This window comes from Algoriphagus hitonicola (assembly GCF_900113375.1).
Taxonomy (GTDB): Bacteria; Bacteroidota; Bacteroidia; order Cytophagales; family Cyclobacteriaceae; genus Algoriphagus; species Algoriphagus hitonicola.
Genome location: NZ_FOPC01000005.1, coordinates 58,983 through 83,840 on the forward strand (window position 1 = coordinate 58,983; position 24,858 = coordinate 83,840).

Consider the following 24,858-nt stretch of genomic DNA (forward strand, 5'->3'; position numbering starts at 1 on the left):
TAGTCTCAAGAATGATGAATGGTTGGGTTTTGCTCAGAAATAATTTGGTTCAAAAAAGTCAAAACTTGCATTCCATTGAAAATGAACCTAGTTAGGGAGTTAAATTTCTCCTTTCTCAGGAATAGTCCTGTGCTTTGCTTTCGAATTCCTCATTAAAGGCTAAATTTGCGATTCAATAATTTTTACCATGAGTGATAGCAAGACAAACACCCTGGAAACTTGGGTGGAAGTGCCCAAAAGTTCTGATTTCACAATTTACAATCTTCCTTTTGGGGTTTTCAAAAATAAGCGATTGAGTCCACGGGTAGGAATAGCCATTGGCGACAAAATCGTGGATTTAAGTATCTTGGATCAGGAGGGTTTCTTTTCGGATATGTTTTTGCCCGAAGGGATTTTTCTTACCGATTCACTCAATGAGCTGATCGGACTGGGGAAAATCCAAACCAAAAAAATCCGGGAGCGTGTGCAGGATTTGCTTTTGGCAGACAATGAAAAGCTTCGGGATCATTCTATCCGGGGCAAGGTCATGGTCAATCGAAAAGAAGCAGAGATGCTTCTTCCTGTCAAAATTGGCGATTACACAGATTTTTATAGCTCTATGGAGCATGCAACTAATGTGGGCAAGATGTTTCGGGATCCAGAAAATGCGCTGCTTCCCAATTGGAAGCATTTACCCGTTGGCTATCACGGCCGGGCATCTTCGATCATTCCATCTGGAGTGAATATTCATCGCCCAAAGGGACAATTTAAAGATCCCGATATGGAGACCCCGGGTTTTGGGCCTAGCAGGAAATTGGATTTTGAATTGGAACTGGCCTTTATTACGGGTAAATCCACAAAGCTGGGAGATTCGATTTCTACCGAAGAAGCCGAGGATTATATTTTCGGATTTGTGCTATTTAATGATTGGTCGGCACGAGACATTCAGGCTTGGGAGTATGTGCCACTAGGTCCATTTCTTGGAAAAAGTTTTGCTTCCTCCATATCTCCATGGATCGTGACGATGGAAGCTTTGGAGCATTTTCGCGTAGCGGGACCTAAGCAGGACCCGGAGGTTTTGCCTTATTTGCAATGTGAAAAAGCACATGGTTTTGATCTCCAATTAGAGGCTTATATCCAACCGGAAGGGGTGAAACAAGCCACCAAAGTCTGTACCTCTAATTTCAAATACATGTATTGGAATATAGCTCAGCAACTCGCGCATCACACGGTCAACGGATGCAATATCAATGTAGGCGATATGATGGCCTCAGGAACGATTTCCGGACCGACCGAAGACTCCTTTGGATCCATGCTGGAGTTGAGCTGGAAAGGCACCAAACCTATCAAACTCGATACCGGGGAAGAGCGGAAATTTATCGAAGATGGAGATACGGTGATTTTAAAAGGTTTTGGTGAAAAAGACGGAATCCGCGTAGGGTTTGGTGAAGTGAAAGGAAAAGTATTGCCGGCAAAGTAATCCTTGAGTAAAAAGAGAATAAAAAAACCGGCAATCGCCGGTTTTTTTGGTTTGGGTCGGTGGTTAATTTTTACTTGTTATTTTTTATTAGTTCAAGGAGCAATTCGGGCTCATCAGTCGTGATGAAATCCACTCCTTGGTCCAAAAGCCACTTCATGTCTTCGGGATCATTGACAGTCCAGGCGTTGGTAGTCAAGCCTAATTCTTTGGCTTCCTTTATCCAGTTGGATTTTAGTTTTAGCAATCGGATATTATAGTCAAAACCGAAAAACCCTGCTTCTTTTAGTTCGACTGGAGATTTGTCTCCGGTGAGGTAAGCAACATTGGCGTCAGGGTCGGTTTCTATGGCCTTTAATCCACCTTCATAGCTAAAGGTAATGTAGTCCACCCATTTTTGGGCTTGAAGCTGATGAACCATGTTGACGACTGCTTCTCCGATTTTTTTACTCCGCTCCACACTGATGTCCGAGGGCTTGAATTCTAAGATAAGCTTTGTCTTATTTTGCTTCATCCCTTCCTGGAGGTATTCTTCAAGTGTCGGCAATTTTTCGCCATTGGGATGCTTTTTGGTCAATAGTGTCTTGTATGATACATGCTCGATTTCCAAACCCTCAAAATCTGCATCGTGATTGACTACCAATACCTCGTCTGCGGTCATCCAAACGTCAAACTCCGTCCCTTCGCAGCCGAGTCGAATAGCTTCCTTTAGCGAAGCAATGGAGTTTTGGGGATGGCTTTGTGCCTTCCAAGCCCCGCGGTGAGCGATAACTTTGTTTTTGAGAAAGTTGTCCTGGGCTAAAACTATCGAACTGAGAAACAACATGAGAATTGATGCGGTAAGAGATCGCAGCATAGGAATCAAAGTTTAAATGTTAGCTAAAAGTATCAATTCTAATCCTTTTCTAATCCAATGATATCAAAATTCACAGAAAAATGATCTTGAGTTGATCTTTACTCACTCTTTTTTCTTCCCTTTCATTTTGTAAATTAAGTAGCCGATACCGATCAGAAAATGCAATCCTAGTACAGATACGATCAATATAATTAAAGCCTTATCACCCATTTGCTTGTATAAAATTAATGGACTTTTTTGACCCATTGAGCGACGCGAATGCCCAGCCCTTTTGCTTTTTCCAAAAAAAGCGGATCCACTCCTTCAAACGGACCTTCATCTGTGATGGCCGATGCCCCAAATGCAGCTTCAACTTTATCTCCACCGATAATCAACATCCCGTGAATCAACATGGCGCGGTGAATGCTATGAAGGACGGATTCTTCTCCGATTGAAATTCCCCCTCCGCTGGAAAAAGCCGCACCGATTTTGTCTTTCAGCGGTCGGTCTTCAAAGGGCCATGAATTGATAAATTCAAGGATAGCCGGTGCTGGATTTCCATTGTAAACCGGGGAACCCACGATAATGGCATTTGCATTTACTAAATCTTCCAAATTGACTTCATCGATGCATTTGAGAAGCACATTTATATTTTGGGATGTGACACCCTCTGCGATTGCCTCAGCTAGCAGACGGGTATTACCTGATAGGCTATAATAGGTGACCAAAACAGTCCCTTGGCAAAATCCATAAATGGGCAGAATTAACATCAAAAAGAAGATAAACAGTCTTTTCATTTGAGATTTTTGATTTTGACCAATGATCATTTGGCGGGATATTGAGTTTTTGTCTTTGGTTTGAACAAAAGTAATCTGATTCGTATTTTTAAGTAAACCAAACCACAAATTTTATGGCAGATACTGTTAAGATTTTAGATATTCTTTCCTTAACTCATGACGTGAAGCAGTTCACCGTCGAAAAACCTAAGGGTTATCAATTTATCCCTGGTCAAGCGACTGAGGTGGCAATCAATAAGGAGGGATGGACTGAAGAGAAAAGACCATTTACTTTTACGAGCCTTCCCGGCGACGATCATCTGGAATTCGTCATCAAATCCTATCTCGATCACGATGGAGTGACCAAGCAAATTGCCAATTTGGTGCCTGGAGATGAGTTTATAATTGATGATTCTTGGGGGGCGATTCAATACCACGGTCGTGGAGTGTTTATTGCCGGGGGGGCAGGCGTGACCCCTTTTATTTCCATTTTGAGGGATTTGAAAGCAAAAGGAGAATTAGAGGGTAATAAATTAATCTTTGCCAACAAGACAAGAAAAGATGTCATTTTGGAAGCGTACTTCCATGAGCTTCTTGGGGATGACTTTATTTCAATTCTGGATCAGGAAAATCTTGAGGGACATGAAAAAGGCCGGGTGACGATGGAGTTTTTGAAGGAAAAAGTCGAAGATTTTTCTCAGGAATTCTACGTTTGCGGACCCGATCCGATGATTAAGGCCGTTTCTTCAGCCTTGGAAAACCTTGGTGCCAGCCCGGATGCAATCGTTTTTGAAAAGTGAAAATGTGAATGATGGATGTATGAAAAAAGCCAACTTCTTTTTCGGGAAGTTGGCTTTTTTATTCTACTCACTGAAAATTATTGAAAACCAATTTTCTTGAGTCCTTCTTGGCTGATTTTGATCGCTTCCATCGGGTCCAAATCAAAGGTATTGTCTTGCTCGACGAGAAAGTACTCCATTCCGGATTGATCTTTTTGGGCAAGGATTTTTGCAAAGTCAATGTTTCCTGTTCCGACCGGAGCAAAGTTGCCTTCATCGTTCATATCCTTGACATGCCAAGCTTTGAATCGGCCAGGATATTTCTCGAAATAAGCCAAGGGATCTGCTCCTGCTTTAGTTACCCAAAAAAGGTCCATCTGATAATTGACGTGCGCTGGGTCGGTATTTTCCAAGATATAATCAGTCAAAATCGTTCCGTCTTTCATCGGTTTAAATTCGAAGTCATGGTTGTGGTAAAGGAGTTTTAATCCAGCTGCGCTGCATTTTTCACCGAGAGTAGTTAGAATATTGACCAATTCCTCTTTCGTACCTTTCATACCCATGCCTTCGGGACCAGCGGTAAACATGCCCATCGGCGGGACGGGGATTACAAAATATTCAAATCCGGCAGCTTTGGTAGCGGCAATTTGCTCATCAGCATTTTCGAGGGTGACTCCGCCCATGTGTGTACTTTTCGGATCCAGTCCGAGCGATTCGAGGTAAGATTTGAACTCTCCAGGTTCCATGCCATAAAACTTACCATCCGCATAGCCTGCAGCTTCTACATAAGCATAGCCTGCATCCGCCACTTCTTGAAGGGTGGCTTTTGGATCTTCAGACATGGCGTCTCTGACGGTATAGAGAGCCAATCCTCCGATTCGTTCTTGTTCCTGATTTTCGATCACTTCGGTTTCAATGTTTTCTTCATTGGAGTTTGAGCTACCGCAGGCGGTTACCCCTAGAATTAAGGTGATTGCTAGTGCTAAATTCCAAATAGGTGATTTTTTCATGTGCTTTTTGTTTGAGTTGTAATGGCCACACCCTTGTTGAGACAGCCGGGTGTTTAAATTCCAATAGGTTTGGGTTTTTGAAATGGAAAGATATTGAAAAGGGATGGGAAAAATTGAGTTTATCAAGAAGAATATTCATTCAATTAAATTCTCGGGAGAAATGAAAATATTTCAGATTTTCCTTTTTTTTTCAAAAAATACTTGCATCTTTCTTTCTTTAGTCAAGCTTTGAAGGCAGAATTGTTTTCAGGTGATTTTAATCTATTATCAACTAAATTTTATTACTATGAAAAGTAAAAGTAAATTTCGGTTTTTGGCAAGTTTGATTCTTGCCTCGGCTTTTGGGGTTTTTCTAGGAATTTCCCCCTTGACGTCTTTTGGGGAGGAAGCCCCAGAAATGGGTATGATGGATGTAAACTACTGTTTGCATAACGTAAGTGGTGATGATGGTCTCGCTAATTTTTGTCAAATAGATCGTTGCGCACCGGTTACCGGCCAGGGTACTGTTGTAGGTCCTTGTGGATCAGGTTCAGGAATGGGTGAATAAAAGTAGGGTAGGTCGGTTGTCATATAGATAACCGACCTTTTAATTTGTTTTATTATGTGTATATCCAATAAAATGATATATTTGCTAATATCTATTATTATGTCCATTAATTCTAATGGAATTAAAAGCCCTGGATCCATACATGAAATTTCTAAAGAGGATTTCCCTTTGATAAGGAAGATTTATGGTGAAAAGATTTTAACTGATAATTATAATCATCATCATAAGATTTTTGTTATTGATAAATATTTGTTGACTATGGTCAATAGTGGGGATAATCATTATCATGTATTTGATAAAAATAGTCAAGAATATTTGGGTCCAGTAGGAGTTAGAGGTGAAGGTCCTAATGAATGGGAGATCCCTCAAACAACTGTAGGTCAATTTACAAAGTCAGGAGATGAGATTCATCTTTGGAATTTTGATTTTCTCAGAGGGAATTTTAATAAAATAAATCTAACGAAGACCCTCAGTTCAAATTCTGCGTATCCTGTTTTATTGGATACTGAGCGGATTAATATGCGGGATTTCCCCTATTTTCAATTATTTAAAGGAAATAACGGAAAAATATACGCTAATGGCTGGATATATGAAACGAATAGAGTGAGGTTAAAATCCTATAACCCAAATACTAAAGAGGTGGAAAAATCCGGTTTATTTCCGAGGATTAAAAATTCGAATCATCTACCTGCAGAAGTAATGAACTCACTTTATGGGGGGTCATTTGATAAACATCCATCTAAAGATGTTTTCGTTCAGGCTATGTTTATGTTTGATAGGATTGATATTTTTGATGAAAACCTCAATTTAATAAGGTCCATTGTTGATGGTGAAAATTGGAAAGATGATTTTTATGATGGAAACGATATAAATCCATCAATTAATTTCCTTAGACCTCGAATAAATGGTTACAATGGTTTAGCAGTTAGTGAAAATTTTATTTTTGCTTTAGAAGCTAAGCAAAATGAAGGTACAGATGATGAAATTGAAAATGAAAGCTTTATACGTATCTATAACTGGGAGGGAGAACCTTTAGCCTATTTTGAAGTCGAACATGACTTAAGTTCTATTGATATAGATGAGGATGAAGGAATACTTTATGCCACAGATTATAGTCATGAGCTTGTATTGCGTTTCGATATTTCTAACTTTATAAATGATTGGTTATGATTAAGAATGTTTTAATCTTATTGTTTGTTATTGTTGCGAGTACTGTTTCCTCAATTTTAATAAAAAGGTATCTAGAAAACAGTTATGTCGCTAAAATTTCTTTTGTTGAATTAGAACATGATTTCGATACGTTAAGAAATCAGTCTGATGCTGAATATTATTTTGTTTATAAAAATTTGGGTAGCAAGAATCTTCAAATACATAATATAAAATCCTCTTGTGGATGTACAATACCTTCATGGAATCCGGGGGAATTAAAGCCAAATGAAACGGATAGTTTTAAAGTTGTCTATAATATTGAAAACAAAGGGTATTTTATTAAAGAAGTTTTGGTCTATTCTAATAGTGAATCCAGTCCAGATAAATTACAAGTCTTGGGATATGTCCCCTTTGAATAAGTGAAAATGGCGAGAAAACATCTCGCCATTTTTCTATTCAAACCCGAAAGCCCAGGGAAATACAAATACCACAATCATCGTCCACAAAACGTAAACCGGAAGGTAGTTGACCACTACCAAGCCCACTTGCGGAAGTGAATTGTCTTTTCGCAGCGTAGTGATCAGCTTTTTGCAAACCAACACCAAATGAACCAGCATCAGAATATTCACGCCAAGCACCGCGAGCCTATTGGGGGTGATGCCATATTCGGTAATTCGAAATGCAATCGCTGAAAGTGCCACCAGGTTGACCAATACGGTTGTGATAGAAAGTAGCACCAAGATCCAGTGGGAGGTTTTTCCGTTTTGCCCCGCTGCAGATTCGGTCACCGAAAAGAATATCAGCGCCATTACTCCGATCAGCAATAAATTGAAAAGCAGCAGAAATTCTCGGTCATTGTAGGGATCTTTGCCCGCATAGACAATGGCGCCCAAGTAAAACAAGAGCATAATCAAGACTAGCGGAGCAAAGATTTTGGCAATGATGGGCGGGACTTTGTTTACCAACTGTGGATTGGTTTGAGTAAGATGTGTGGCGATAAGCGGAGCTGCTACCAAACCAAAAAGCCCGATATTTTCAAAGTAGAATTCGCCGATTTCCAGCCCAATCAGGTTAAATAATCCGATCGTGATTCCTGAGAGGAGCATTCCAGCCAAACCTAACACGGCGCCCATAATTACGGCATCTCCATTGAAATTGAGGAATTCCAGCCGCTTCAGTAGATTTTTGGGTTGGGCCTCGCCAAATACAAATCCCAGCACTGCCCAAAGAAGTAAGGGCAAATGAATGCAGGCCAAAATTAAGGTGTCGCTTTCCTCTTTCTGTGGGAGCAGGTTGATGTAAATCATTGAAGCTCCGAGAATCACAATCGGAAGCCAAAGGGACTTGAGCGAAAGTTGTTTTTTGCGAATAAAATAAAGTGAAACAAAAGGGAAGAGTAGAAATCCCATATTCCGGGGATAGAAGAACTCCTCATTCCAAGAGAAAAACTGAGGGGATTTTGCAAAAATCCAGGCAATCAGCGCTAAAATGATAAGAAAGCGCCAATCTTTGATCGATCCCCAGCCAACCGAATCGGTGCTGAAGTTGAGACGGGCATTCCAAAATTCTACGGAATGGCGTCCTTTGATTTCGGGATAGAGATCGTTAAATGCAGTTTTAAATTCTGACTTGCTTTTGCGGTATAGTTTTTCCAATTCTTCCGCTTGGTGAAGATTGGAAAGGATTTGATTTTTCATAAAAGCTGAGATTGTTTTTAGAATTAGTTGTTAGTTCCAATGTCCAGTTACTGCAAACGCCATGACCGCGCTTATCCAAATGGCCACAAAATAGAGAATGGTGCTGAAAATGACCGCGACGAGTTTTTGATTTCCTTTGGGAAACCACTTGAATCCCATCAGAAAAAAGAATATTCCGCCAGCAGATCCACCTAGAGGAATAATGATCAGCGGGTAATACATCCAAGTTTCAAAGAGGTCTCCTTTGGTCAGAATAATAAATAGCAACCAAGCCAAAGGCAAACTTGCTCCCAATAGTGCCGGCAAAAGCAATTCTTTGGGTCTGAAGGGCAGGAAAGATGAGGAAGTGTTTTTCATGGTTTTTGATTTTGAGATGAATTTATTTTGAAAGTGCTTTGAAATTCAAAGTGAATAGGTAAATTTTTTTAGGGTTTATTTTCATTGATTAAATTTTCAAGGAAATTCAAATGGGCTTGAAATGCTTTTTTCCCGGCGGAAGTTGCCGAGTAATTGGTCAAGGGTTTTCTTCCGGCAAAGCTTTTTTCCACCTCGATGTATTCGGCATTCTCCAAGTGACGAAGGTGAGAGGCTAAGTTGCCGTCGGTGACTTGCAGGATTTGCTTAAAGGAATTGAAGTCATAGCGATCATTGACCATCAGGATGGACATAATGCGCAGTCGGATGACGTTTTCAAATGCCTTGTCGTAAGTTCCCTTCACCTTATCGATCGTATCGGTAATACATCATGGAGCCATAGATCACATGTAGCACACCAAAGCCGAGTGCCCAACAGAGTAATCCATACTCCGGGAAAAAGGCCGCGAGAATACCGAGAATCCATTGGCCAATTCCCAAGTTTCTGATTTCTCCCAAAGTAAAATGAGAGGCGCTAATCAGACCCAAACCGTAGAAAACCAAGGTGGCCGGGGCGATCAGCTGATAGGTACTTTCATGGATCAGCGAAAAGGAAAAAAATCCACCGGTAACCACTGGAATGAATAAAGCCAACAAGAACCGCTTGCTTGCTGAAGTCCAGAATTTTTCGGCTTTTCGCTGGCTTTTGCTTTGACTCAGGAGATAGGCCGAACCAATAGCCAACAATAAAACAAGCACCGCCACGGCCAATAAATTGATTTGCAATTCTGCCGGTGAACTTGCCTCAAATTCCGCTCCGTAGGTGGTGGAAGGAAAGTAAATCCAATACCAAGCAATTCCTGCACCGACAAAGGCGTAAATGCCCGCCAATACTCCCGCCAATCCGCTCAAAGACAGGAACCGGGTGCTCCGCTCCATCATGGATTTGATTTCAGCTAATTCTTGTTCTGGTTTTCTCATAATAAAAGTACTTTGTGATGCAAAGTAAATCGAATTTTCTAATATTTAATCCTTGGGCGGAAAAAATTTTAAATCCTTCCCCTCCAAAAAATCAAATATTTCCTGTAAACCATGATTTAGGGCATTTGACGTATGGTTTGATTTTGAGGATTGGACTTCCTTTGGTATAAATTAAACCAATACGATGATGCAAAAAGTATTTACTTCTTGGATTTTAGGACTTATGATGGTGGCTTTGATGGTGTCCTGCACGGAAAGTGAAGATATGGATCCGGATGATCCTCAAATTAGCAATGATTTGGATTTTGAGTTTACGCTGTCGGGAGATGAAAGTAGCTATTCGATGCTAATTGATGGAGAAGAGGTAGAAAACTATGCCGAAATTCTCAATTCTCTAAATACAGATAAGTCCATATCGATCAATTTTTGGGGACCGGGAAACGATTTTGATTTTTCGGGGATTAGTTGGATACCTCTAGGTACCGGAACCTATGAAACTGGGCATAATCTCGGACCGGGAAATGGCACTGAGGGCAATGACTTGTTTATGGTCGCCTTTGTCAAAAAGGATAATGAAAAGCATTTTGCCTATTCTTCTCATGCTTATGGGTATTTGGAGGATGAGCGCATTCCTGGTTCTTCCTGCACGGTCGAAATCATCACTTTCGAAGGAGGTCAAACCACCTATGAATTCATGAACGGGACTTATAGTCTGTTTATTGGTATTGTTGAGGGAAAATTTGCAGGTACCTTCAAAACCAAAGAAGGGAAGGAAGTCAAAGTGACCAATGGGCAGTTTCGAATTGTTCGGGAGTTGCCACCAGGGGCTACAGTAATCGATTGATTTTATGGGCTTTTCTTTCGGGGAAAGCCTTTATTTTTTCCCGATTTCCCCAAGATGGGTGAATTTAAACCCTTTTTTATATTTCAGTCCGTATCCCAGCATTCGATCAAAGGCGATATGTGAAAACAGGATGATTCCTGCAATCTCAGCGGTCTGGGATTCCAATAAAACTCCCAACCCAAAAATTAGCAATGAAATCCCGCGATGATGGAATAGATTGTAAATCCAAGCTCCTGTTTTTTCACCTGCCAAATATCCAATCATCCCAATATCCGGTAAGAAAAATAATCCGGCAAACCACCACCAGGATAATTCAGTCAAATGAAAAGCGAAGATTCCCAGCAGTAAAAGGGCCAATTCTTCCAATTGGATCAGGGTTTTCATGGGATAGGGATAGTATATTGACAAAATTACAATTTTACCTAAGACCTGCCAAGCTTTCAAAACCTGACAGTTCTAATGACTGATTCCCAAAGAAAAAACGCCATCCTTTTGGGACGGCGTTTGATACTCTTGAATTTGCTGATTTTTTATTGGAAAAGCATGGGTGCAAATTGACTTAAATACACTCTCCAGTTTCTCCAGGTGTGCCCTCCTTCACTTTCCACATATTCATAAGGCATGTTCATGGCGTCTAGCTTGGCTCGATATTCGGTGTTTGCCTCGTAGAGAAAATCAGTTTTTCCGATCGCGATCCAATAAAGCTCATAGCCATTGTCCATTTGAGTCTGAAGTGTCTCATCAAAATTGCTGTATACCTTTCCCGTGGCGTCCTCTCTCGGCATAATAGCCGCAGAAAATAAACCCATGTAGTCGAATGTATTGGGGTAATACCTGGAAATATGAAGGGTATGATATCCACCCATAGAGAGACCGGCTATAGCACGATGGGCTTTGTCGGCTTTTACGCGATAGTTATTCTCCACAAACTTGATGATATCCCCAAATGCTCCTTCGTAGGTTCCATCCATGGTATTAGGAATCATAAAAGTCGGTTTGTAGAAGTTTTTGCTTCCTTCGCCTGGCGCTCCATCTTGGATGACATTGCCATTGGGCATGACCACGATCATAGGCTTGGCTTTTCCTTGCGCAATCAGATTATCCATGATTTGGGCAGTGCGGCCCAGATTGATCCAAGCTTCCTCATCTCCACCTGCTCCATGCAATAGGTACAAAACAGGATAAGTTTCCGCTGACTTTTCATATCCAGGAGGCGTGTAGATCGTGATCCTTCGATCCATATCCAGTCCTGGGGAATCGTACCAGCGGCGAGTCACTGAGCCATGAGCGATGTCATTGGTTTTGAAAAGATCCGCGTGACCTCCATCGATAATAAAAACATTCGTCGCCGTAGCCACATCCCGGATCAAGAAAGGATTATTGGGATCGGTAGTTTTAAATCCGTCAACAAGGAAGGAATAATTATACAACTCTGGACCCAAGGATTCGGTAGTCAAAGACCAAACGCCATTATCGTCTTTGGTCAGTTTGGCCTTGCCCGGTCCATCCATGGGGCCTCGGGGAGTTTCGACTTTTACTGTGGGGAGAAAATCTCCTGTCACTTCCACCACATCTGCATCGGGAGCAAAAAGGCGAAAAGTAACCGTTTTGTCTTCGTGGACTTCGGGAGAAATAAGTTGCTGCGCATTAAATAGGGCTTCCTGTGCAAAGCCAGTAAGGCAAAATGCAAGTAAAGCAACTGGGAAAAGGAATAGATTTTTCATAGGTTTTAAAGGTCTATTGTTTCATTTTGGAAAAATAGAGAAAAGGAAAGTAAAAACCTAGATTTTTACTCCGCTTTGCCTGACGTTCAGTTGATCTTAAGTAAGTTGAAATGATCTTATTTTTAAATCATAAAGTACACCAAGGCTCCTAAAAGTAGAATTAGCGCGATTAGCCAAAGGATCCAATACGGTTTTTGACTTAATGGGTTTTTGCCCCAAAAAGCCAGGGTCATTTTCATCAAAAAAGGTCGGTTTTTGGATATGGTCACATACAACTGGTCACTGAACTTGCGAAACAGACTGGATCGCTGATACCAATGATGCCAAATTTTCATAGGCTTTTTAAAATACCAAAAAGTGCGATAGGCAGAATCAGGTCCGCTGAATACGGCTCCGTCTTTTTCGATCAATCGGGATGCTTTTTTGAATTCCTTGAGCGGAATGTCAGGGAAATTTTCGGCCACATCCTGAAAAGTTTGGTATTCAAGCCCCTTTGTTTTACTCTTCCAAAAAATGATCCAGTATTTACAAAAACCACATTTTCCATCCCAAACAAAAAGGGGCTCTTGAGGTGGAAACTGCGTTTTTTGGATTGACTTAAACATGTTACTTGTGGTTTATAGACTAAAGGACTACACTATTCTTACGGACTTTCCGAGAGATAGATATGAATCAGACCGCGATGTTTCTTTTTCCATCCTTATCATTTATTCTTTAGTAGGATGGGATAGGCTTGACTTTTAATTTTTTTAAAGCCAGTTTGAAAAAGGACGGTAGTTATTTAGAACTGCTGATTTTATTCACTTAAAAATCAAAAAAGTATGAATTCCTTGGTAATCGGAGATCTTCATGGAAGGAATGTTTGGGAGAAAATCCCTGATCTCTCGACATTTGATCAAGTGGTGCTTTTGGGAGATTATTTTGATGCCAAAGAGGATATTACTGAGGAAATGCAAGTGGAAAATTTCTTGAAAGTCCTGGATTTCAAAAAATCCAATCCCGAAAAAGTTAGACTTTTGACAGGAAACCATGATTACCACTATTTTCCATTTTCAGATGCGGTGTTTAGCGGGTATTCCGAAACCCTCAATGCCAAGGTTTCTAAACTGCTGGATCAGGCCTATCAGGATGGAGTTTTAGACGCGATCTGCCTGATCAACCATTTTTTGATTTCCCATGCCGGAGTCACCAAAACTTGGTTTTCGGAAAAAATCGGGAATCCAGAGAAACTTCAATTGCTGGAAATAGAAGATGCAATTGCCAAGCTGTGGAGAGTGCAGCCAAATGCCTTTGGATTTGACAATCGTCCGGGGGCTTGGCCGGATGGAGATGACATATTTCAGTCTCCATTTAGCGTGCGTCCCGGTTCACTCAATCGCGACCGAATTCCCAATTGTATACACGTAATTGGTCATACTCAGGTACAGAAAATAACTATGATCGGAAATAACCTTATTCTTTGCGATGCCTTGGGCTATTCGAGGGAAGCTCTGATCATTAGAGACTCTACAGTTACGGTGATGGAGTTTTGAATCGCTTATCGATTCTATGGATTGAAAAATGTAACTTGAAAATCTTATTAAGACCCAAAAAGAATTCCAATATGAACAAGTTATTTATTGCATTTTTCCTTTTCCTCTTGATCAGTCATTCCGCTTTTTCCCAATCTCAGATTATCACGGGAGGCTGGGTGTTTGACACGGAGAGCAAAAGCTTCAAAAAAAATCAGGGGATTTACATGATCAATGGGCTTTTTGGCACCGGAAATGAAAATATCACCAACTGGCAAGTCCGAAATCTGAAAGACGACGACTACATTTTGCCGGGATTTATTGACCTGCATGCCCACTATCGGATAAGCCATGAAGGAAAGGCTTTTGATGATACGGTTGCCATGCCGAAGATTTTTTTGGCAAATGGCATCACGAGTACTTTTCCCGCAGGGGAAATCGAACCCGATAAAATGTGGGCTCTTCAGGAGGCTATCGATCGGGGACAGCGACCCGGCCCCAGAATCTTACACTCAGGCCCCTATTTTGGTACAGCCGCACCGGATTGGGATCAGGAAATCACCGAGGATCAGATTAGACAGCGCGTGGATGAGTGGGCTAAGCGAGGGGCTTATGGATTTAAGGCAAAAGGAATCACCGCTGATCAACTGCGCGTGTTAATCGATCAGGCCCACAAGCATGACTTGACGGTGACAGGTCATCTCAATTCTGGCTACCGCAATTCGGTCAATCCGCAGGAAGCAATCGAAATGGGGATTGATCGGGTAGAGCATTTTTTGGGAGGAAGGCTTTTGGCTGATTCCATCGATGCTTATCAGAGCCTAAAGCAACTCGATCCCGCCGATCCGCGATTGGATGAGATTATTCAATTGTATATCGATCATGGAGTTTATTTCGATGCCACACTGGCGACTTATGGGGCAATAGGTGGGGTTGATTCCCCAGTTTTCTTCGATTTTGCTTTTGAGGAATTGTACTACACGCCTTTGGCTGATCGTGTGATCAAGGCAAATGAGCCATCCGCATTCAATGAATTGTGTGCTCAAATCTATCCGGTCAAGCAAAAAGTACTCAAGCGCTATTACGATGCCGGGGGTTTGATTACGGTGGGCACAGATCGCCCCTTTTTGTTGGATAATTATCTGGGAGCTGGGATTGGCGGTTTTTTTATCCATCGGGAATTGGCCGCGATGGTAGAGATCGGGATTCCAGCTGCGGATGTGCTGTATTTTGTCACTCAGCAAAACGCCGAAGCATTAGGGATTGCTGACAAGGCAGGAAGCATCAGTCCCGGAAAATGGGCGGATTTTTTGGTGATTAAGGGAAATCCACTGGAAGATATTACCCGTACCCGATCGGTTCATACGGTGGTTCGCGGTGGGATAATTTACGATTCTCAAAGTTTGAAAAATGCAGCCAAAGGGAAGTTGGGGCCGGTGGAGTAATGCGCAAGTGAATAAAATTTAGTTTTAAATGTTATTTCAAAGCTGAATTTGAACTTTGGAAGTCCTTAATAAGTATATATCTTTAGTATCACTTTGAAAAAAATGAAAACACTATCTTTAAAGCTTAAGGAGTCTGTTTTTGAGGAAACAGAAGGAATAGTGAAAGAAAAAGGTCTTTCGCGAAATCGGTATTTTAATGAGGCTATTGATTTTTATAATCGCTATCAAAAGCGAAAAAAATTAACTCAGGCCTTTGCGAAAGCCTCTAAACTAGTTCGGGAATCTTCGATAGAAGTCAATGAAGAGTTTGATCGATTAATTGATGAAGGGGCAATTTGAAATTTGGCTGGTGAATTTAAACCCGGCGAAGGGTACGGAACCGGGGAAGATCCGTCCTGCAGTCGTGATTCAAACCAACTTGCTCAATCAATTCGATCATCCTTCGACATTAATCTGTCCCTTCACCACTCAACTTTCTACTAAAGAAAATTTACTGAGAGTTCGGGTAGGTAGGGAAGGTACAGGTTTGGAAGAAATCTCGGAGATTCTGGTAGATCAAATCCGCGCTTTGGATAATCGACGTTTTTTGGAAATGCTGGGGAAATTATCTCCAATAAAAGCATCTGAATTGAGCAAAAAGATTGGGGGGGGTTTAGATTTTTGATTTTGACAACCTTTACTTTTCAGAATAATATTTTGAATCGTCAAAATAATCTTTGATCTAAGAAATTAATTCTGACACAAGGAGGTCTTCATCCAAATCTTCCCAATGAATTCCTTCTCCTTCGCCAATAAATCTCCAATTTAGGAGCTCAGCTTCTGAAGCTCCCCTCAGCTTTATAAACCATTCTAAAGGTATACTCACTTCTCTTCCATCCTCCAAGAAAATAATCATTTTTTCAGTGGTAAAAGAAACATCTTTTGCAAGATTGGATTTCAAATTAGTTAAAATACTCATCCCAGCTTTTTGTTAGACTGTTTATATTTCTTGAATCAAGATACGAATTTCTCTAAGTTCAGGTGCAGAAAAGTTTTTTGTGGAAATTAGTTCAATAGGATCTAGAAGAAATTTTGCAGCTTTTCCAGACTTTTCTACATGAATGTGTTTTGGCAAGTGGTCGTTACTGTAAAAGAAAAATCGATAGCCATCTATTTTTTAAATGGTGGGCATTTTTACTAAAATTTAACTTAAACAACTAATAAAATTTTTTAACCATTGTCAAATCAGAAGTCCCAAATTAACAAACCTATTTGAAATTTTTAATTTATTATGGCAACTCTAACTCCATTTGCCATTCCACCATCCTCAAGGTATCTTTGCGACAGAAATAAAAAAACCGTAGCCGTGTCCAATAAAAACGTCAAAGTAGGTCTCGTTCAGCTCAGTTGCTCTGGGGACGTGGCCGAAAATATGAAGAAAACCATTGCAGGAATCCGTACTGCCGCCCAAAAAGGCGCTCAGGTGGTGGTCCTGCAGGAACTTTTTAGATCCCTCTACTTCTGCGATGTGGAGGATTATGAAAACTTCAAACTCGCCGAAGCCATTCCCGGACCTTCTACCGAATCCCTAAGTGGCATAGCCAAAGAATTGGGTGTGGTGATTGTTGCCTCACTTTTCGAAAAGCGTGCTGAAGGATTGTATCATAATACGACGGCTGTCCTTGATGCCGATGGAACTTACCTAGGGAAATATCGGAAAATGCATATCCCTGACGATCCGGGCTATTTTGAGAAGTTTTATTTCACCCCGGGCGATTTGGGCTACAAGGTGTTTCCGACCAAGTTTGGAAAGATTGGCGTTCTCATTTGCTGGGATCAGTGGTATCCGGAGGCGGCTCGGATTACGGCATTGAAAGGTGCTGACTTTTTGGTGTATCCTACGGCCATCGGCTGGCACAAGGATCAGGACGAACTCACCAACGAGGAGCAGTACGGCGCTTGGCAGACGATTCAGCGTTCCCATGCCGTAGCCAATGGCATTCCGGTTGTTTCAGTCAATCGAACAGGGGTAGAAGGACACATGCAGTTTTGGGGAGGTTCGTTTGTGGCCAATCCATTTGGAAGAGTCGTTTATAAAGCCCCGCATTTGGAGGAGGAAATCCACGTGGAGGAATTGGACTTGACTGGATCGGATCGCTACCGTACGCACTGGCCTTTCCTCCGGGATCGTAGAATCGATTCCTATGAGCCCATTACCAAACGTTTTCTCGACGAAGACTAAGCCGATGTCAGATATTTTCACACTTGCGCGAGAAGGGAAAGCAACTCCCGCTGAATTGGGTTATTATTTCCCGGCGGAATTTGCGCCGCAGGAGTCCATGTGGTTGTCTTGGCCGCATAAGGAAGAAAGCTGGCCGGGTAAAATCGAGACGATTTTTGCACCCTATTCCCAGTTTATCCGAGAAGTAGCCAAAGGGCAAAAAGTCAATATCAATGTGGCTGATGAAGCCATGAAGGCCTTTGCTTTGGCACATTTGGAAAAGACCGGTGCAGATTTGAGTAAAGTCCATTTTCATTTCTTCCCCACCAATGATGCTTGGTGTCGGGATCATGGTCCTGCCTTTGTAATCAATCCCAAAGCAGAACAAAAAAAGGCCATCGTCAAGTGGAATTACAATGCCTGGGGAGACAAGTATCCTCCCTACGATTTGGATAATCAGATTCCCATTCGAATCGCAGCGCACCTGGGTATTCCCTGTTTCAAGCCGGGAATCGTCATGGAAGGGGGTTCGGTTGAATTTAATGGAAAAGGAACGCTCCTCACTTCCACTGCTTGTTTGCTTAACGAAAACCGAAATCCTCACCTCAACCAAGACCAAATCGAAAAATACCTCTGTGACTATTATGGGGTAAATCACATTCTTTGGGTAGGGGATGGCATCATCGGGGATGACACAGACGGGCATATCGACGACATCACCCGCTTTGTGAATGAAGACACGGTAGTGACTGTGGTGGAAGAAAACAAAGCAGATGCAAATCATGAAATTCTGGCCGAAAATCTAGGATTACTGAAAAAAATGCGTTTGGAAAACGGCAAGCAACTCAATATTGTCGAACTACCCATGCCAAGTCCGGTGTACTGGGAAGATCAGCGGCTGCCTGCTTCCTATGCCAACTTTTATATTGGAAATGAAGTCGTCGTGGTACCCACCTTTCGGGATAAAAACGATCAAAAAGCCCTCGATATCCTGACAGATTGTTTTCCTGGACGATGCGTGGTGGGTATCGACAGCACCGATATAATCTGGGGACTTGGATCTTTTCACTGTTTGAGTCAGCAGGAACCGGCGGTTTAGTAGGCAGTTCGCAGTGTTCAGTAGGCAATGTTGCATTTAGCCGATGGTATTGATCAGTCTCAGCCTGTAGTCCAGTTAATAATCTGTGCAAATCAGAGGAATCTGTGAGCAATTTTTGAAGGCAGAAGTCCTCTGTTTCGCCTATTCTCCATACAAGAACCAGAAGTCTGATTTTTTTGAGGCGAACGATTTCGCCCTAAGTCCATGAGAAGGGAACTCTTCTAAATTTATCGTTTGACTTTTCCAAGAATCTTAAATAATTTAAAAATAGTTGAAATTTGATTGTTTATTTTGTTAGTTTAAGGTATTACCGAATAAACTAAGGAATAGGGGGGTGAAATATAAGAACTCAAAAGAATATTCCGAAATATTCCGTTTTTAAGTTTGTATTTTTCCAATAACTGTAAGTTTCTGAAAGTGAGGAATTTGGAAATGTGAACTAGAATACTTAAAATCAACCATTCATTTAATTATCTCTAACAATTGACTAGTAACAACTATGGAAAAATTAACAAATGACCAGATGGAAAATCTGGTGGGGGGCACAGACAGATTCGAATATTGTACTACTTTAGCTACAATGTGGACTTCAGGGGGCTGGCAAGGAGGATTTAATCTATTTATGGAAACTTGGGGCCCCAATTGTGCTGCTTATGGTTATGATTTCGACCCTGCACCCGCATCGGTTGAAGGATAATTCACAAAAAAAGTGTTTTCTTGAATCTAGAAAATTCCTCGGGGTCTGCCCCGAGGTTATTTATATTTATGAAGTTATTAAGTATTGTAAACTATTAAAAAGTTATAGGTGAAATATATCGTAGTTTTTGTTATTTTTTTTTTCCCCTTGAAGGTATATTCACAAACTTCAAAAATATGGGGAAAAGTTGTGGATTCCAAAGACAATTCCTCTATAGAAAATGTTTCAATTTATATAAGAGATAGTAATCAGGGGACATTTTCAAATGAAGAGGGAAACTTTATTTTTACCTTCGATGGTGATTTTACATCAATTATATTTCAAATTATCGGTTATAAACCTGTAGAGATTCTAATTTCTGAGGTTTCAGATAACATGACAATAAGAATGGATCAGGATCCATATTTTTTGCAAGAAGTATTAATCGAGGCTGATTCCTCATTGCAGATTATGCAAAATGCATTTTCAAGGATAAAACAAAACTATCCGAATAAACAACATTTACTAAAAGCATATTATAGAGAATCTGTTTTGAGAGATGATAATTACGTTAGATTTTTAGATGCGGCAATTGGAATAAATGACTTTTCCTATAGATCAGATCCATTAAGAAGAAAAATTGAAGTATATAATCTTCGCAAGAGTAAAAATTTCGTTGAAGAAAGTTTAATGCGGAAAATATTTGCCTTATTTTTAACTGATGAAAATGACTTTTTAATCAGTTTGAATTTTAGAGATATCTTGAGAAGATACCATCGAGAACCATCTTATTTTAGGGGTATAAATAAAGATTTGTTAAGCTTTTTTGATTTTAAGGTTGATTCAATTTTTAAAAATGGGATGGAACCCGTTGCGAAAATTTCTTTTTCTGCACCAACTGGGATGTTTTCGACCAATGGGTTCTTTTTAGTCAATTTAACAGATTATGCTGTAATATCCATAGAGATGACCCGAGTGCCAACTGATCTTTTAACAAAGGATCTCTTTTTGAAAAAGGCACTTTCTAATTATTCGATCGTGGAGTATCGTAAAGTTAATGATAGATATTATTTGTCTAGGTTTTTTTCTCAAGGTACAGAAAACTTGGCTGCTATAGATTCAGATTCGAAAAGCGGTATTCAAGTATTAAAAATGGAACTTTGGGTAAATGAAGTTTTTGACAATAAGCGTTTTTTTGAGAAGATCAAAAATAAAAATAAACTAGAATGGAAAGCTGAACTAAGAGATTTAGATATTCCCTATGATTCTGCTTTTTGGAAGTCTTATAATTTTATCCCGGATTCACTTGAATACCAAAAAATGGTACGGGATTTAGAAAAATTAAATTCCAATAATTAAGTATATGTCTCACTTTCTATCACCAATAAATGAATTCGCGAGTCAGTCTTTTTGGAGAATTTTTATCATTGTTGCTGCACTCAATTTAATTTCAACACTAATCTACAACCATCTTGTATGGTCTGAATTGGTATATTTGAATGAAGTAGGTCTTGAAGTTCCTAATGATAATTTTAGAAAAGGGAGCAAAACTAGATTCATGATTAATCTGACTGTGGATGCTTTTTCTCCATTATGGCTAATGGTAAAAAGTGGAATTGTTACAGGACTTATTTATTTGATATCATATATTCTAAATGTAATAGTTGCTCCATTACACATCATGAAAAGTATATTAGCCTCCTATCTTTTTGTTATTTTTGGTGATTTAATCTATTCAGTTATTCTTTTATTATATTGTCCACCCTTAGTTAAAAACGACATATTGCATTTTTATCCCTTAAGTTTCTTGAATTTTTTGAATCCTAGTTCTGATCTTAATAAATTTTACCCTATTTGGTCCAGAATTAATATTTTTCAATTATTGTTTATCTTTTCATTATATTATTTATTTCGAATCCAACATAATCTTTCCCATAAAAATTCTATTTGGTTGATTCTTTCGTATATTATTTTTTATGGTATGTTCTTAGTTTTTTGGCTACTTATTTCTATTTAATATACTACTTGTTTAAATAAATATGGACACTAGAAAGTTTATTTTATTATCATTGTATTTAGTGGTTTTATTATGTTTTATTCTCATTTATAGGCAATTTTCCTATCAATTTAATCGAAAGATGTTGTTCATAGAGTTTCCAAATTTAATCATAAAAAATTTGGACGGTAATAATGCAAGCTTAAGGAATATTACAACTGATATCCCTTCTGTTTTAATCTACTTCAATTCCTCCTGTCCGATCTGTCAGTCTGAGGCTGAGTTAATTGAGAGTAAATTTAGAGCGGATACGCTCACGCGGTTTTTATGGGTTTCCTCCGAGTCGCTTGAGGAGGTCAAAAAATTTGCTGCACACTATAGCCTTGATAGATTGGATACGCACCGCTTCTATTCTGATACACTTTTTAGACTGGCCAATGCCTTTCGATTGACCGGAGTCCCCGCTACGTTTGTCTATGATGCTGAAGGTAATCTAGTGGATTATACCTTGGGTGCGGTATCCGTGTCAGACTTGAATCTTTCCATCCAAAAAGCCCATGATCGCTCCCGCTAAAATGCCTGTGGTCTTGCAGCAGGCGAGTTCTGACTGTGGGGTGGCCTGCCTGGCTTCGGTGATTCGGTATTTTGGTGGGGAGTGTTCGTTGGAGCATCTGCGTCATCTTAGTGGCACAGCTATTCAGGGTACGACGGTTTTGGGTTTGGTGGAAGCAGCTCGGCAGCTGGGGATGGAAGGCGATGCTTTCCGTGTAAAGCAAATCAATTACCTCGATAACCTTGAGTTTCCTGTCATTCTTCATGTAGTCATTGATCAGAAATTGAGCCACTTTATGGCATGCTATGGCAAAAAGGGAGACCGGTATCAGATGATGGATCCGGCTTTGGGAACTCGCTTGCTCACGGCGGAGGAACTTTTGGAGATCTGGCAAAGCAGGACGCTGGTTTTGATCCAGCCCGGATCTGTTTTTGAGACATCGGAAAGTAGCCGTCAAAGAAAGAGAAAATGGATCCTAGACTTGATCCGTCCGGATTTACCGATTTTGTTGATTTCGGGTTTTCTGGGGTTGATCGTGACCGTTTTGGGGCTGGCTGTGGCAGTATTTTCCCAAAAACTCATCGATGAGTTTCTGCCCAATCAAGCCTGGCAAAAGCTTAGCCTGGGCCTGGTATTGCTTTTAGTCCTTTTGATAGGTAGATCGGTACTCAGCTACCTGCGTGCGTCCATTTTGGTGCGTCAAAGCAAAGAATTGAATCTCCGACTGATTAGCGGATTTTTTGAGCAGTTGCTGGGATTGCCCAAGGTGTTTTTCGACTCCAGAAAAGTCGGGGACATCACCTCGCGGATGAATGATTCCCGCCGCATTCAGCGGGCGGTATCGGTCTTGACTACCGAACTGATGGTGGATTCCTTTGTGGTAATTGTGTCCATGGTTTCGATTACCTTATACTCTTGGGAGGTTGGAAGTTTGGTGGCTATTTTTCTGCCGGTTTATTTTATTCTGGTGTTTGGATTCCACAAGCCGATCAAGAAGGGGCAGAAAGCACTGATGGTGAGTTATTCGGGTTCAGAATCAGCCTTTATTGATACTCTGACCGGTATAGGAGCCGTCAAAGGAGAATCCAAAGAGGGGCTGTTTTTGAAAGTTAATCAAAGTGCCTACCATAGATTTCAGGATGATGCTTTTGCCTTAGGACAAGTCAGCAATCGCTTAGGCTTGGTGTCCCAACTGGCGGGTGTGGTTTTTTTGGTTTCTGTTTTGGGCACAAGCTGCTATTTGGTGGCACAAAATCAAATGGAGTTGGGAGTCTTGGTGGCCATCAGCGGAATGCTGGGCATGCTGGTGCCAGCGGTGAACAAGCTGGCCCTTGCTAATCTTCAAATTCAGGAGGCACAGATCGCGGGGGATAGACTTTACGAGTTTGTACAGATAAAAAAGGAGCAGGTAGAAGAGGGGGTGGAGATTCCTGAGGCGGTAAACCGGATTCAGGTGGAGAACTTGAGTTTCCGCTTTCCAGGTAGAAAACTTCTCTTTGACGGGCTGAGTTTTGAATTGAAGCAAGGAAAGTTGAGCGTACTGTTGGGCGAATCCGGGGGTGGTAAAAGTACACTCTTACAAGTTTTGATGGGTTTTTATCCCCCCGAATCGGGATCTATCCTGATCAATGGGGATAGGTTACTGCAAGATATTTCTAAAAACGGCTGGCGAGAACGAGTAGGCTACGTACCTCAGGAGATCAAAATTTTCAACGGGAGTCTGGGGTATAATCTCAGCTTGGAACCCAATCCGGCTAGTTTTGAACAGGTTGTCCGACGATGTCAGGAGTTGGGCTTGCGTGAGTTTTTCGAGCGGATGCCTCAGGGCTATTTTACTCAGGTGGGAGAAGAAGGAGTGAATCTATCGGGAGGCCAAAAGCAGCTGGTAGGCATTGCCAGGGCTTTGATCAAACGTCCTAAGGTACTTCTGCTGGATGAATTCACCGGAGCCATGGATCGGATGACCGAGCAAAAAATGCTTGACTTGATCCTGAAGCTAAAGGAAGAGATTGCTATCTTGGTCGTGACGCACCGAATCCGACCTGCCTTGCTTGCAGACGAAGTGTTGATATTGGATCAGGGTAAACTGGTGGAGGTAGGTTCACCTCAGCTACTCTTGCAAAGAGAAAATCTACTCACAGCAAGTGTTCGTGATTTGACTAGTGCTTGAGGAGGATGTTTTGACTAAATATTTTCTAAATATGCTGGTAATCGGCATCGACAGCACAGATATCATCTGGGGGCTCGGATCATTTCATTGCTTGAGTCAGCAGGAACCGGCTGTTTAGTAGGTGGTGATCAGTCTCAGTTGGCAGTAGCCAATTTTGTCAGGCTGAACACTGGAGCTACGAGAGTAGCGTATATCGAAGCTGGCAGTTTGTAGTCCGGTCAATAATCTGTGTAAACCCTTGGATTCTGGGAGTTAAAGTGAAAGTAAAAAGCTTAAGTCAGAAAGCTGAAAATTGGATTTCTACAGATAAAACAAGAATCCGTGAAAATTTTGTGATTTATTTTTGAAGGCAGAAGTCCTCTGTTTCGCCTATTCTCAATACAAGAATCAGAAGTTTGAATTTTTTTTCTGAGTTGAGCGACTCCGCCCCAGTTCCATTGCATGGGACTTCCATTAAATTCACCGTTTGATTTTTCCAAGAATCGAAAATAATTTAAAAATAGTTGAAATACGATTGATTATTTTATCAGTTAACAATCTAGCCAAATAAACAGAGGAATATGGGGGGGGTAAAACCTAAAAATTCAAAAGAATATTCCGAAAAATCTCATTTTCAGCTTGTACTTTTCTAAGAATTGCAAGGGTTTGATCCTAAGGGATTTGGAAGTATGAACTAGAATACTTAAAATCAACAATTAATTTAATTATTTTCAACTTACAAAATTAGAATATGAAGAAAAAACTAAAAGTTTTATCGATCATGCTTGGACTTTCTTTTATGGGAATCCTTGGATTTGACTTGATAGGGTCAAACAGCTCGGTTGGAATGATTTCACAGAATCTCATTTCAACCTCTCAAGCACAAACCCTCGAAGAGCCTTGTCCACCTTGTGGACCGCTTATGGGAAATGAATCTGGTACTCGTTATTGTTGTGCTGATACCAACAGTGACTATTGCCCTGCTGCAAAGTGCTAGATAAAAAAATCAAGCTGTCTCAATGGTTAAGTTTAGAGACAGCTTGTATTTCATCATATTCAAACCGAATCATTAAATGT

30 protein-coding genes are annotated in these 24,858 nt (G+C 40.7%); 18 read left to right on the forward strand and 12 right to left on the reverse strand.

Annotated features, from left to right (window positions below):
- Nucleotides 1-187: 187 nt before the first annotated feature.
- Nucleotides 188-1,459, forward strand: a complete 1,272-nt coding sequence (gene fahA / locus BM043_RS08145) for a fumarylacetoacetase (RefSeq protein ID WP_177188437.1) — start codon at nt 188-190, stop codon at nt 1,457-1,459.
- 70 nt (nt 1,460-1,529) lie between these two features.
- Here fahA and BM043_RS08150 read toward each other — a convergent pair whose 3' ends face one another.
- Nucleotides 1,530-2,312, reverse strand: coding sequence for a glycerophosphodiester phosphodiesterase (locus tag BM043_RS08150; protein WP_177188438.1), 783 nt, complete (start codon nt 2,310-2,312; stop codon nt 1,530-1,532).
- Between the two features lie 224 nt (nt 2,313-2,536).
- Nucleotides 2,537-3,088, reverse strand: coding sequence for a flavodoxin family protein (locus BM043_RS08155; RefSeq protein WP_092790971.1), 552 nt, complete (start codon nt 3,086-3,088; stop codon nt 2,537-2,539).
- Between the two features lie 113 nt (nt 3,089-3,201).
- Here BM043_RS08155 and BM043_RS08160 point away from each other — a divergent pair, with 113 nt between their 5' ends.
- Nucleotides 3,202-3,867, forward strand: a complete 666-nt coding sequence (locus tag BM043_RS08160) for a ferredoxin reductase domain-containing protein (protein ID WP_092790593.1) — start codon at nt 3,202-3,204, stop codon at nt 3,865-3,867.
- Between the two features lie 77 nt (nt 3,868-3,944).
- On the opposite strand, the gene BM043_RS08165 is transcribed toward BM043_RS08160, so the two are convergent.
- Nucleotides 3,945-4,856: a sugar phosphate isomerase/epimerase family protein gene (locus tag BM043_RS08165; protein WP_092790594.1), complete on the reverse strand. Its 912-nt coding sequence runs from the start codon at nt 4,854-4,856 to the stop codon at nt 3,945-3,947.
- 286 nt (nt 4,857-5,142) lie between these two features.
- Between BM043_RS08165 and BM043_RS08170 the strand changes: the two genes are divergently transcribed.
- The 3 genes from BM043_RS08170 (at nt 5,143) to BM043_RS08180 (ending at nt 6,971) form a co-directional block, all read left to right on the forward strand.
- Entirely contained in the window at nt 5,143-5,403 is a 261-nt protein-coding gene (locus BM043_RS08170; RefSeq protein WP_092790596.1) for a hypothetical protein, read from the forward strand.
- Between the two features lie 99 nt (nt 5,404-5,502).
- Nucleotides 5,503-6,573 carry a BF3164 family lipoprotein gene (locus BM043_RS08175; RefSeq protein ID WP_177188439.1) on the forward strand — a complete coding sequence of 357 codons (1,071 nt, stop codon included), beginning with the start codon at nt 5,503-5,505 and terminating at the stop codon, nt 6,571-6,573.
- Nucleotides 6,570-6,971 carry a DUF1573 domain-containing protein gene (locus BM043_RS08180; protein WP_092790600.1) on the forward strand — a complete coding sequence of 134 codons (402 nt, stop codon included), beginning with the start codon at nt 6,570-6,572 and terminating at the stop codon, nt 6,969-6,971. Before BM043_RS08175 ends, BM043_RS08180 begins: the two co-directional genes overlap by 4 nt.
- Nucleotides 6,972-7,004: 33 nt before the next feature.
- Here the strand turns inward: BM043_RS08180 and BM043_RS08185 are convergent, their stop codons facing one another.
- The 4 genes from BM043_RS08185 to BM043_RS08200 form a co-directional block, all read right to left on the reverse strand.
- Nucleotides 7,005-8,249, reverse strand: a complete 1,245-nt coding sequence (locus BM043_RS08185) for a DUF4153 domain-containing protein (protein WP_092790602.1) — start codon at nt 8,247-8,249, stop codon at nt 7,005-7,007.
- Nucleotides 8,250-8,279: 30 nt separating this feature from the next.
- A complete protein-coding gene (locus tag BM043_RS08190; protein WP_092790604.1) occupies nt 8,280-8,606 on the reverse strand; it encodes a hypothetical protein in 327 nt (108 codons plus the stop codon).
- A gap of 68 nt (nt 8,607-8,674) precedes the next feature.
- Complete coding sequence (locus BM043_RS08195) at nt 8,675-8,968, reverse strand: winged helix-turn-helix domain-containing protein (RefSeq protein WP_092790606.1); 294 nt, start codon at nt 8,966-8,968, stop codon at nt 8,675-8,677.
- A gap of 1 nt (nt 8,969) precedes the next feature.
- On the reverse strand, nt 8,970-9,584 hold the full coding sequence (locus BM043_RS08200) for a hypothetical protein (protein WP_218144136.1): 615 nt from the start codon (nt 9,582-9,584) through the stop codon (nt 8,970-8,972).
- A gap of 184 nt (nt 9,585-9,768) precedes the next feature.
- Here BM043_RS08200 and BM043_RS08205 point away from each other — a divergent pair, with 184 nt between their 5' ends.
- Nucleotides 9,769-10,428: a hypothetical protein gene (locus BM043_RS08205; RefSeq protein ID WP_143189496.1), complete on the forward strand. Its 660-nt coding sequence runs from the start codon at nt 9,769-9,771 to the stop codon at nt 10,426-10,428.
- Nucleotides 10,429-10,458: 30 nt separating this feature from the next.
- On the opposite strand, the gene BM043_RS08210 is transcribed toward BM043_RS08205, so the two are convergent.
- The 3 genes from BM043_RS08210 to BM043_RS08220 all read right to left on the reverse strand — a co-directional run bounded on the left by BM043_RS08210 (nt 10,459) and on the right by BM043_RS08220 (nt 12,757).
- Nucleotides 10,459-10,812 carry a DUF4260 domain-containing protein gene (locus BM043_RS08210; protein WP_092790611.1) on the reverse strand — a complete coding sequence of 118 codons (354 nt, stop codon included), beginning with the start codon at nt 10,810-10,812 and terminating at the stop codon, nt 10,459-10,461.
- 146 nt (nt 10,813-10,958) lie between these two features.
- On the reverse strand, nt 10,959-12,152 hold the full coding sequence (locus BM043_RS08215; RefSeq protein ID WP_092790613.1) for an esterase: 1,194 nt from the start codon (nt 12,150-12,152) through the stop codon (nt 10,959-10,961).
- A gap of 122 nt (nt 12,153-12,274) precedes the next feature.
- Nucleotides 12,275-12,757 carry a thiol-disulfide oxidoreductase DCC family protein gene (locus tag BM043_RS08220; RefSeq protein ID WP_092790615.1) on the reverse strand — a complete coding sequence of 161 codons (483 nt, stop codon included), beginning with the start codon at nt 12,755-12,757 and terminating at the stop codon, nt 12,275-12,277.
- 216 nt (nt 12,758-12,973) lie between these two features.
- Between BM043_RS08220 and BM043_RS08225 the strand changes: the two genes are divergently transcribed.
- The 4 genes from BM043_RS08225 to BM043_RS08240 all read left to right on the forward strand — a co-directional run bounded on the left by BM043_RS08225 (nt 12,974) and on the right by BM043_RS08240 (nt 15,772).
- The gene (locus BM043_RS08225) at nt 12,974-13,684 is read left to right on the forward strand and encodes a metallophosphoesterase (protein WP_092790617.1); all 711 of its coding nucleotides are present in this window, start codon (nt 12,974-12,976) and stop codon (nt 13,682-13,684) included.
- 71 nt (nt 13,685-13,755) lie between these two features.
- The gene (locus BM043_RS08230) at nt 13,756-15,108 is read left to right on the forward strand and encodes an amidohydrolase family protein (protein WP_092790619.1); all 1,353 of its coding nucleotides are present in this window, start codon (nt 13,756-13,758) and stop codon (nt 15,106-15,108) included.
- 102 nt (nt 15,109-15,210) lie between these two features.
- Nucleotides 15,211-15,447, forward strand: a complete 237-nt coding sequence (locus BM043_RS08235; protein ID WP_092790621.1) for a hypothetical protein — start codon at nt 15,211-15,213, stop codon at nt 15,445-15,447.
- The gene (locus tag BM043_RS08240; RefSeq protein ID WP_092790623.1) at nt 15,431-15,772 is read left to right on the forward strand and encodes a type II toxin-antitoxin system PemK/MazF family toxin; all 342 of its coding nucleotides are present in this window, start codon (nt 15,431-15,433) and stop codon (nt 15,770-15,772) included. Before BM043_RS08235 ends, BM043_RS08240 begins: the two co-directional genes overlap by 17 nt.
- Nucleotides 15,773-15,829: 57 nt before the next feature.
- Here BM043_RS08240 and BM043_RS08245 read toward each other — a convergent pair whose 3' ends face one another.
- Both BM043_RS08245 and BM043_RS08250 read right to left on the reverse strand, forming a co-directional pair.
- Complete coding sequence (locus BM043_RS08245; protein ID WP_092790625.1) at nt 15,830-16,066, reverse strand: DUF2442 domain-containing protein; 237 nt, start codon at nt 16,064-16,066, stop codon at nt 15,830-15,832.
- 21 nt (nt 16,067-16,087) lie between these two features.
- Nucleotides 16,088-16,222, reverse strand: a complete 135-nt coding sequence (locus tag BM043_RS08250; protein WP_245752991.1) for a DUF4160 domain-containing protein — start codon at nt 16,220-16,222, stop codon at nt 16,088-16,090.
- Between the two features lie 231 nt (nt 16,223-16,453).
- On the opposite strand from BM043_RS08250, the gene BM043_RS08255 reads away from it, so the two are divergent.
- The 8 genes from BM043_RS08255 to BM043_RS08295 all read left to right on the forward strand — a co-directional run bounded on the left by BM043_RS08255 (nt 16,454) and on the right by BM043_RS08295 (nt 24,778).
- The gene (locus tag BM043_RS08255) at nt 16,454-17,329 is read left to right on the forward strand and encodes a carbon-nitrogen hydrolase (protein WP_262481166.1); all 876 of its coding nucleotides are present in this window, start codon (nt 16,454-16,456) and stop codon (nt 17,327-17,329) included.
- 4 nt (nt 17,330-17,333) lie between these two features.
- Entirely contained in the window at nt 17,334-18,407 is a 1,074-nt protein-coding gene (locus BM043_RS08260; RefSeq protein ID WP_092790629.1) for an agmatine deiminase family protein, read from the forward strand.
- A 499-nt stretch (nt 18,408-18,906) separates the two neighbouring features.
- Nucleotides 18,907-19,104: a hypothetical protein gene (locus BM043_RS08265; RefSeq protein WP_092790631.1), complete on the forward strand. Its 198-nt coding sequence runs from the start codon at nt 18,907-18,909 to the stop codon at nt 19,102-19,104.
- Between the two features lie 108 nt (nt 19,105-19,212).
- Complete coding sequence (locus tag BM043_RS08270) at nt 19,213-20,442, forward strand: carboxypeptidase-like regulatory domain-containing protein (RefSeq protein WP_092790633.1); 1,230 nt, start codon at nt 19,213-19,215, stop codon at nt 20,440-20,442.
- A gap of 779 nt (nt 20,443-21,221) precedes the next feature.
- Nucleotides 21,222-21,653 carry a TlpA family protein disulfide reductase gene (locus BM043_RS08280; protein ID WP_262481164.1) on the forward strand — a complete coding sequence of 144 codons (432 nt, stop codon included), beginning with the start codon at nt 21,222-21,224 and terminating at the stop codon, nt 21,651-21,653.
- Nucleotides 21,637-23,802, forward strand: a complete 2,166-nt coding sequence (locus BM043_RS08285) for a peptidase domain-containing ABC transporter (RefSeq protein WP_092790639.1) — start codon at nt 21,637-21,639, stop codon at nt 23,800-23,802. Before BM043_RS08280 ends, BM043_RS08285 begins: the two co-directional genes overlap by 17 nt.
- Nucleotides 23,795-23,920: an agmatine deiminase family protein gene (locus BM043_RS19345; protein WP_377900825.1), complete on the forward strand. Its 126-nt coding sequence runs from the start codon at nt 23,795-23,797 to the stop codon at nt 23,918-23,920. Before BM043_RS08285 ends, BM043_RS19345 begins: the two co-directional genes overlap by 8 nt.
- Before the next feature lie 612 nt (nt 23,921-24,532).
- A complete protein-coding gene (locus BM043_RS08295; RefSeq protein WP_092790643.1) occupies nt 24,533-24,778 on the forward strand; it encodes a hypothetical protein in 246 nt (81 codons plus the stop codon).
- Nucleotides 24,779-24,858 lie beyond the last annotated feature (80 nt).

Excerpts from the sequence above, each read along its gene's own strand:
- BM043_RS08185 (WP_092790602.1), bottom strand. The coding sequence starts at position 8,249 with ATGAAAAATCAAATCCTTTCCAATCTTCACCAAGCGGAAGAATTGGAA.
- BM043_RS08170 (WP_092790596.1), top strand. The coding sequence starts at position 5,143 with ATGAAAAGTAAAAGTAAATTTCGGTTTTTGGCAAGTTTGATTCTTGCC.
- BM043_RS08240 (WP_092790623.1), top strand. The coding sequence starts at position 15,431 with ATGAAGGGGCAATTTGAAATTTGGCTGGTGAATTTAAACCCGGCGAAG.
- BM043_RS08150 (WP_177188438.1), bottom strand. The coding sequence starts at position 2,312 with ATGCTGCGATCTCTTACCGCATCAATTCTCATGTTGTTTCTCAGTTCG.
- BM043_RS08295 (WP_092790643.1), top strand. The coding sequence starts at position 24,533 with ATGAAGAAAAAACTAAAAGTTTTATCGATCATGCTTGGACTTTCTTTT.
- BM043_RS08230 (WP_092790619.1), top strand. The coding sequence starts at position 13,756 with ATGAACAAGTTATTTATTGCATTTTTCCTTTTCCTCTTGATCAGTCAT.
- BM043_RS08165 (WP_092790594.1), bottom strand. The coding sequence starts at position 4,856 with ATGAAAAAATCACCTATTTGGAATTTAGCACTAGCAATCACCTTAATT.
- BM043_RS08180 (WP_092790600.1), top strand. The coding sequence starts at position 6,570 with ATGATTAAGAATGTTTTAATCTTATTGTTTGTTATTGTTGCGAGTACT.
- BM043_RS08225 (WP_092790617.1), top strand. The coding sequence starts at position 12,974 with ATGAATTCCTTGGTAATCGGAGATCTTCATGGAAGGAATGTTTGGGAG.
- BM043_RS08200 (WP_218144136.1), bottom strand. The coding sequence starts at position 9,584 with ATGAGAAAACCAGAACAAGAATTAGCTGAAATCAAATCCATGATGGAG.
- BM043_RS08285 (WP_092790639.1), top strand. The coding sequence starts at position 21,637 with ATGATCGCTCCCGCTAAAATGCCTGTGGTCTTGCAGCAGGCGAGTTCT.
- BM043_RS08160 (WP_092790593.1), top strand. The coding sequence starts at position 3,202 with ATGGCAGATACTGTTAAGATTTTAGATATTCTTTCCTTAACTCATGAC.
- BM043_RS08155 (WP_092790971.1), bottom strand. The coding sequence starts at position 3,088 with ATGAAAAGACTGTTTATCTTCTTTTTGATGTTAATTCTGCCCATTTAT.
- BM043_RS08210 (WP_092790611.1), bottom strand. The coding sequence starts at position 10,812 with ATGAAAACCCTGATCCAATTGGAAGAATTGGCCCTTTTACTGCTGGGA.
- BM043_RS08220 (WP_092790615.1), bottom strand. The coding sequence starts at position 12,757 with ATGTTTAAGTCAATCCAAAAAACGCAGTTTCCACCTCAAGAGCCCCTT.
- BM043_RS08205 (WP_143189496.1), top strand. The coding sequence starts at position 9,769 with ATGATGCAAAAAGTATTTACTTCTTGGATTTTAGGACTTATGATGGTG.
- BM043_RS08260 (WP_092790629.1), top strand. The coding sequence starts at position 17,334 with ATGTCAGATATTTTCACACTTGCGCGAGAAGGGAAAGCAACTCCCGCT.
- fahA (WP_177188437.1), top strand. The coding sequence starts at position 188 with ATGAGTGATAGCAAGACAAACACCCTGGAAACTTGGGTGGAAGTGCCC.
- BM043_RS08215 (WP_092790613.1), bottom strand. The coding sequence starts at position 12,152 with ATGAAAAATCTATTCCTTTTCCCAGTTGCTTTACTTGCATTTTGCCTT.
- BM043_RS08235 (WP_092790621.1), top strand. The coding sequence starts at position 15,211 with ATGAAAACACTATCTTTAAAGCTTAAGGAGTCTGTTTTTGAGGAAACA.
- BM043_RS08190 (WP_092790604.1), bottom strand. The coding sequence starts at position 8,606 with ATGAAAAACACTTCCTCATCTTTCCTGCCCTTCAGACCCAAAGAATTG.
- BM043_RS08280 (WP_262481164.1), top strand. The coding sequence starts at position 21,222 with ATGTTGTTCATAGAGTTTCCAAATTTAATCATAAAAAATTTGGACGGT.
- BM043_RS08245 (WP_092790625.1), bottom strand. The coding sequence starts at position 16,066 with ATGAGTATTTTAACTAATTTGAAATCCAATCTTGCAAAAGATGTTTCT.
- BM043_RS08175 (WP_177188439.1), top strand. The coding sequence starts at position 5,503 with ATGTCCATTAATTCTAATGGAATTAAAAGCCCTGGATCCATACATGAA.
- BM043_RS08265 (WP_092790631.1), top strand. The coding sequence starts at position 18,907 with ATGGAAAAATTAACAAATGACCAGATGGAAAATCTGGTGGGGGGCACA.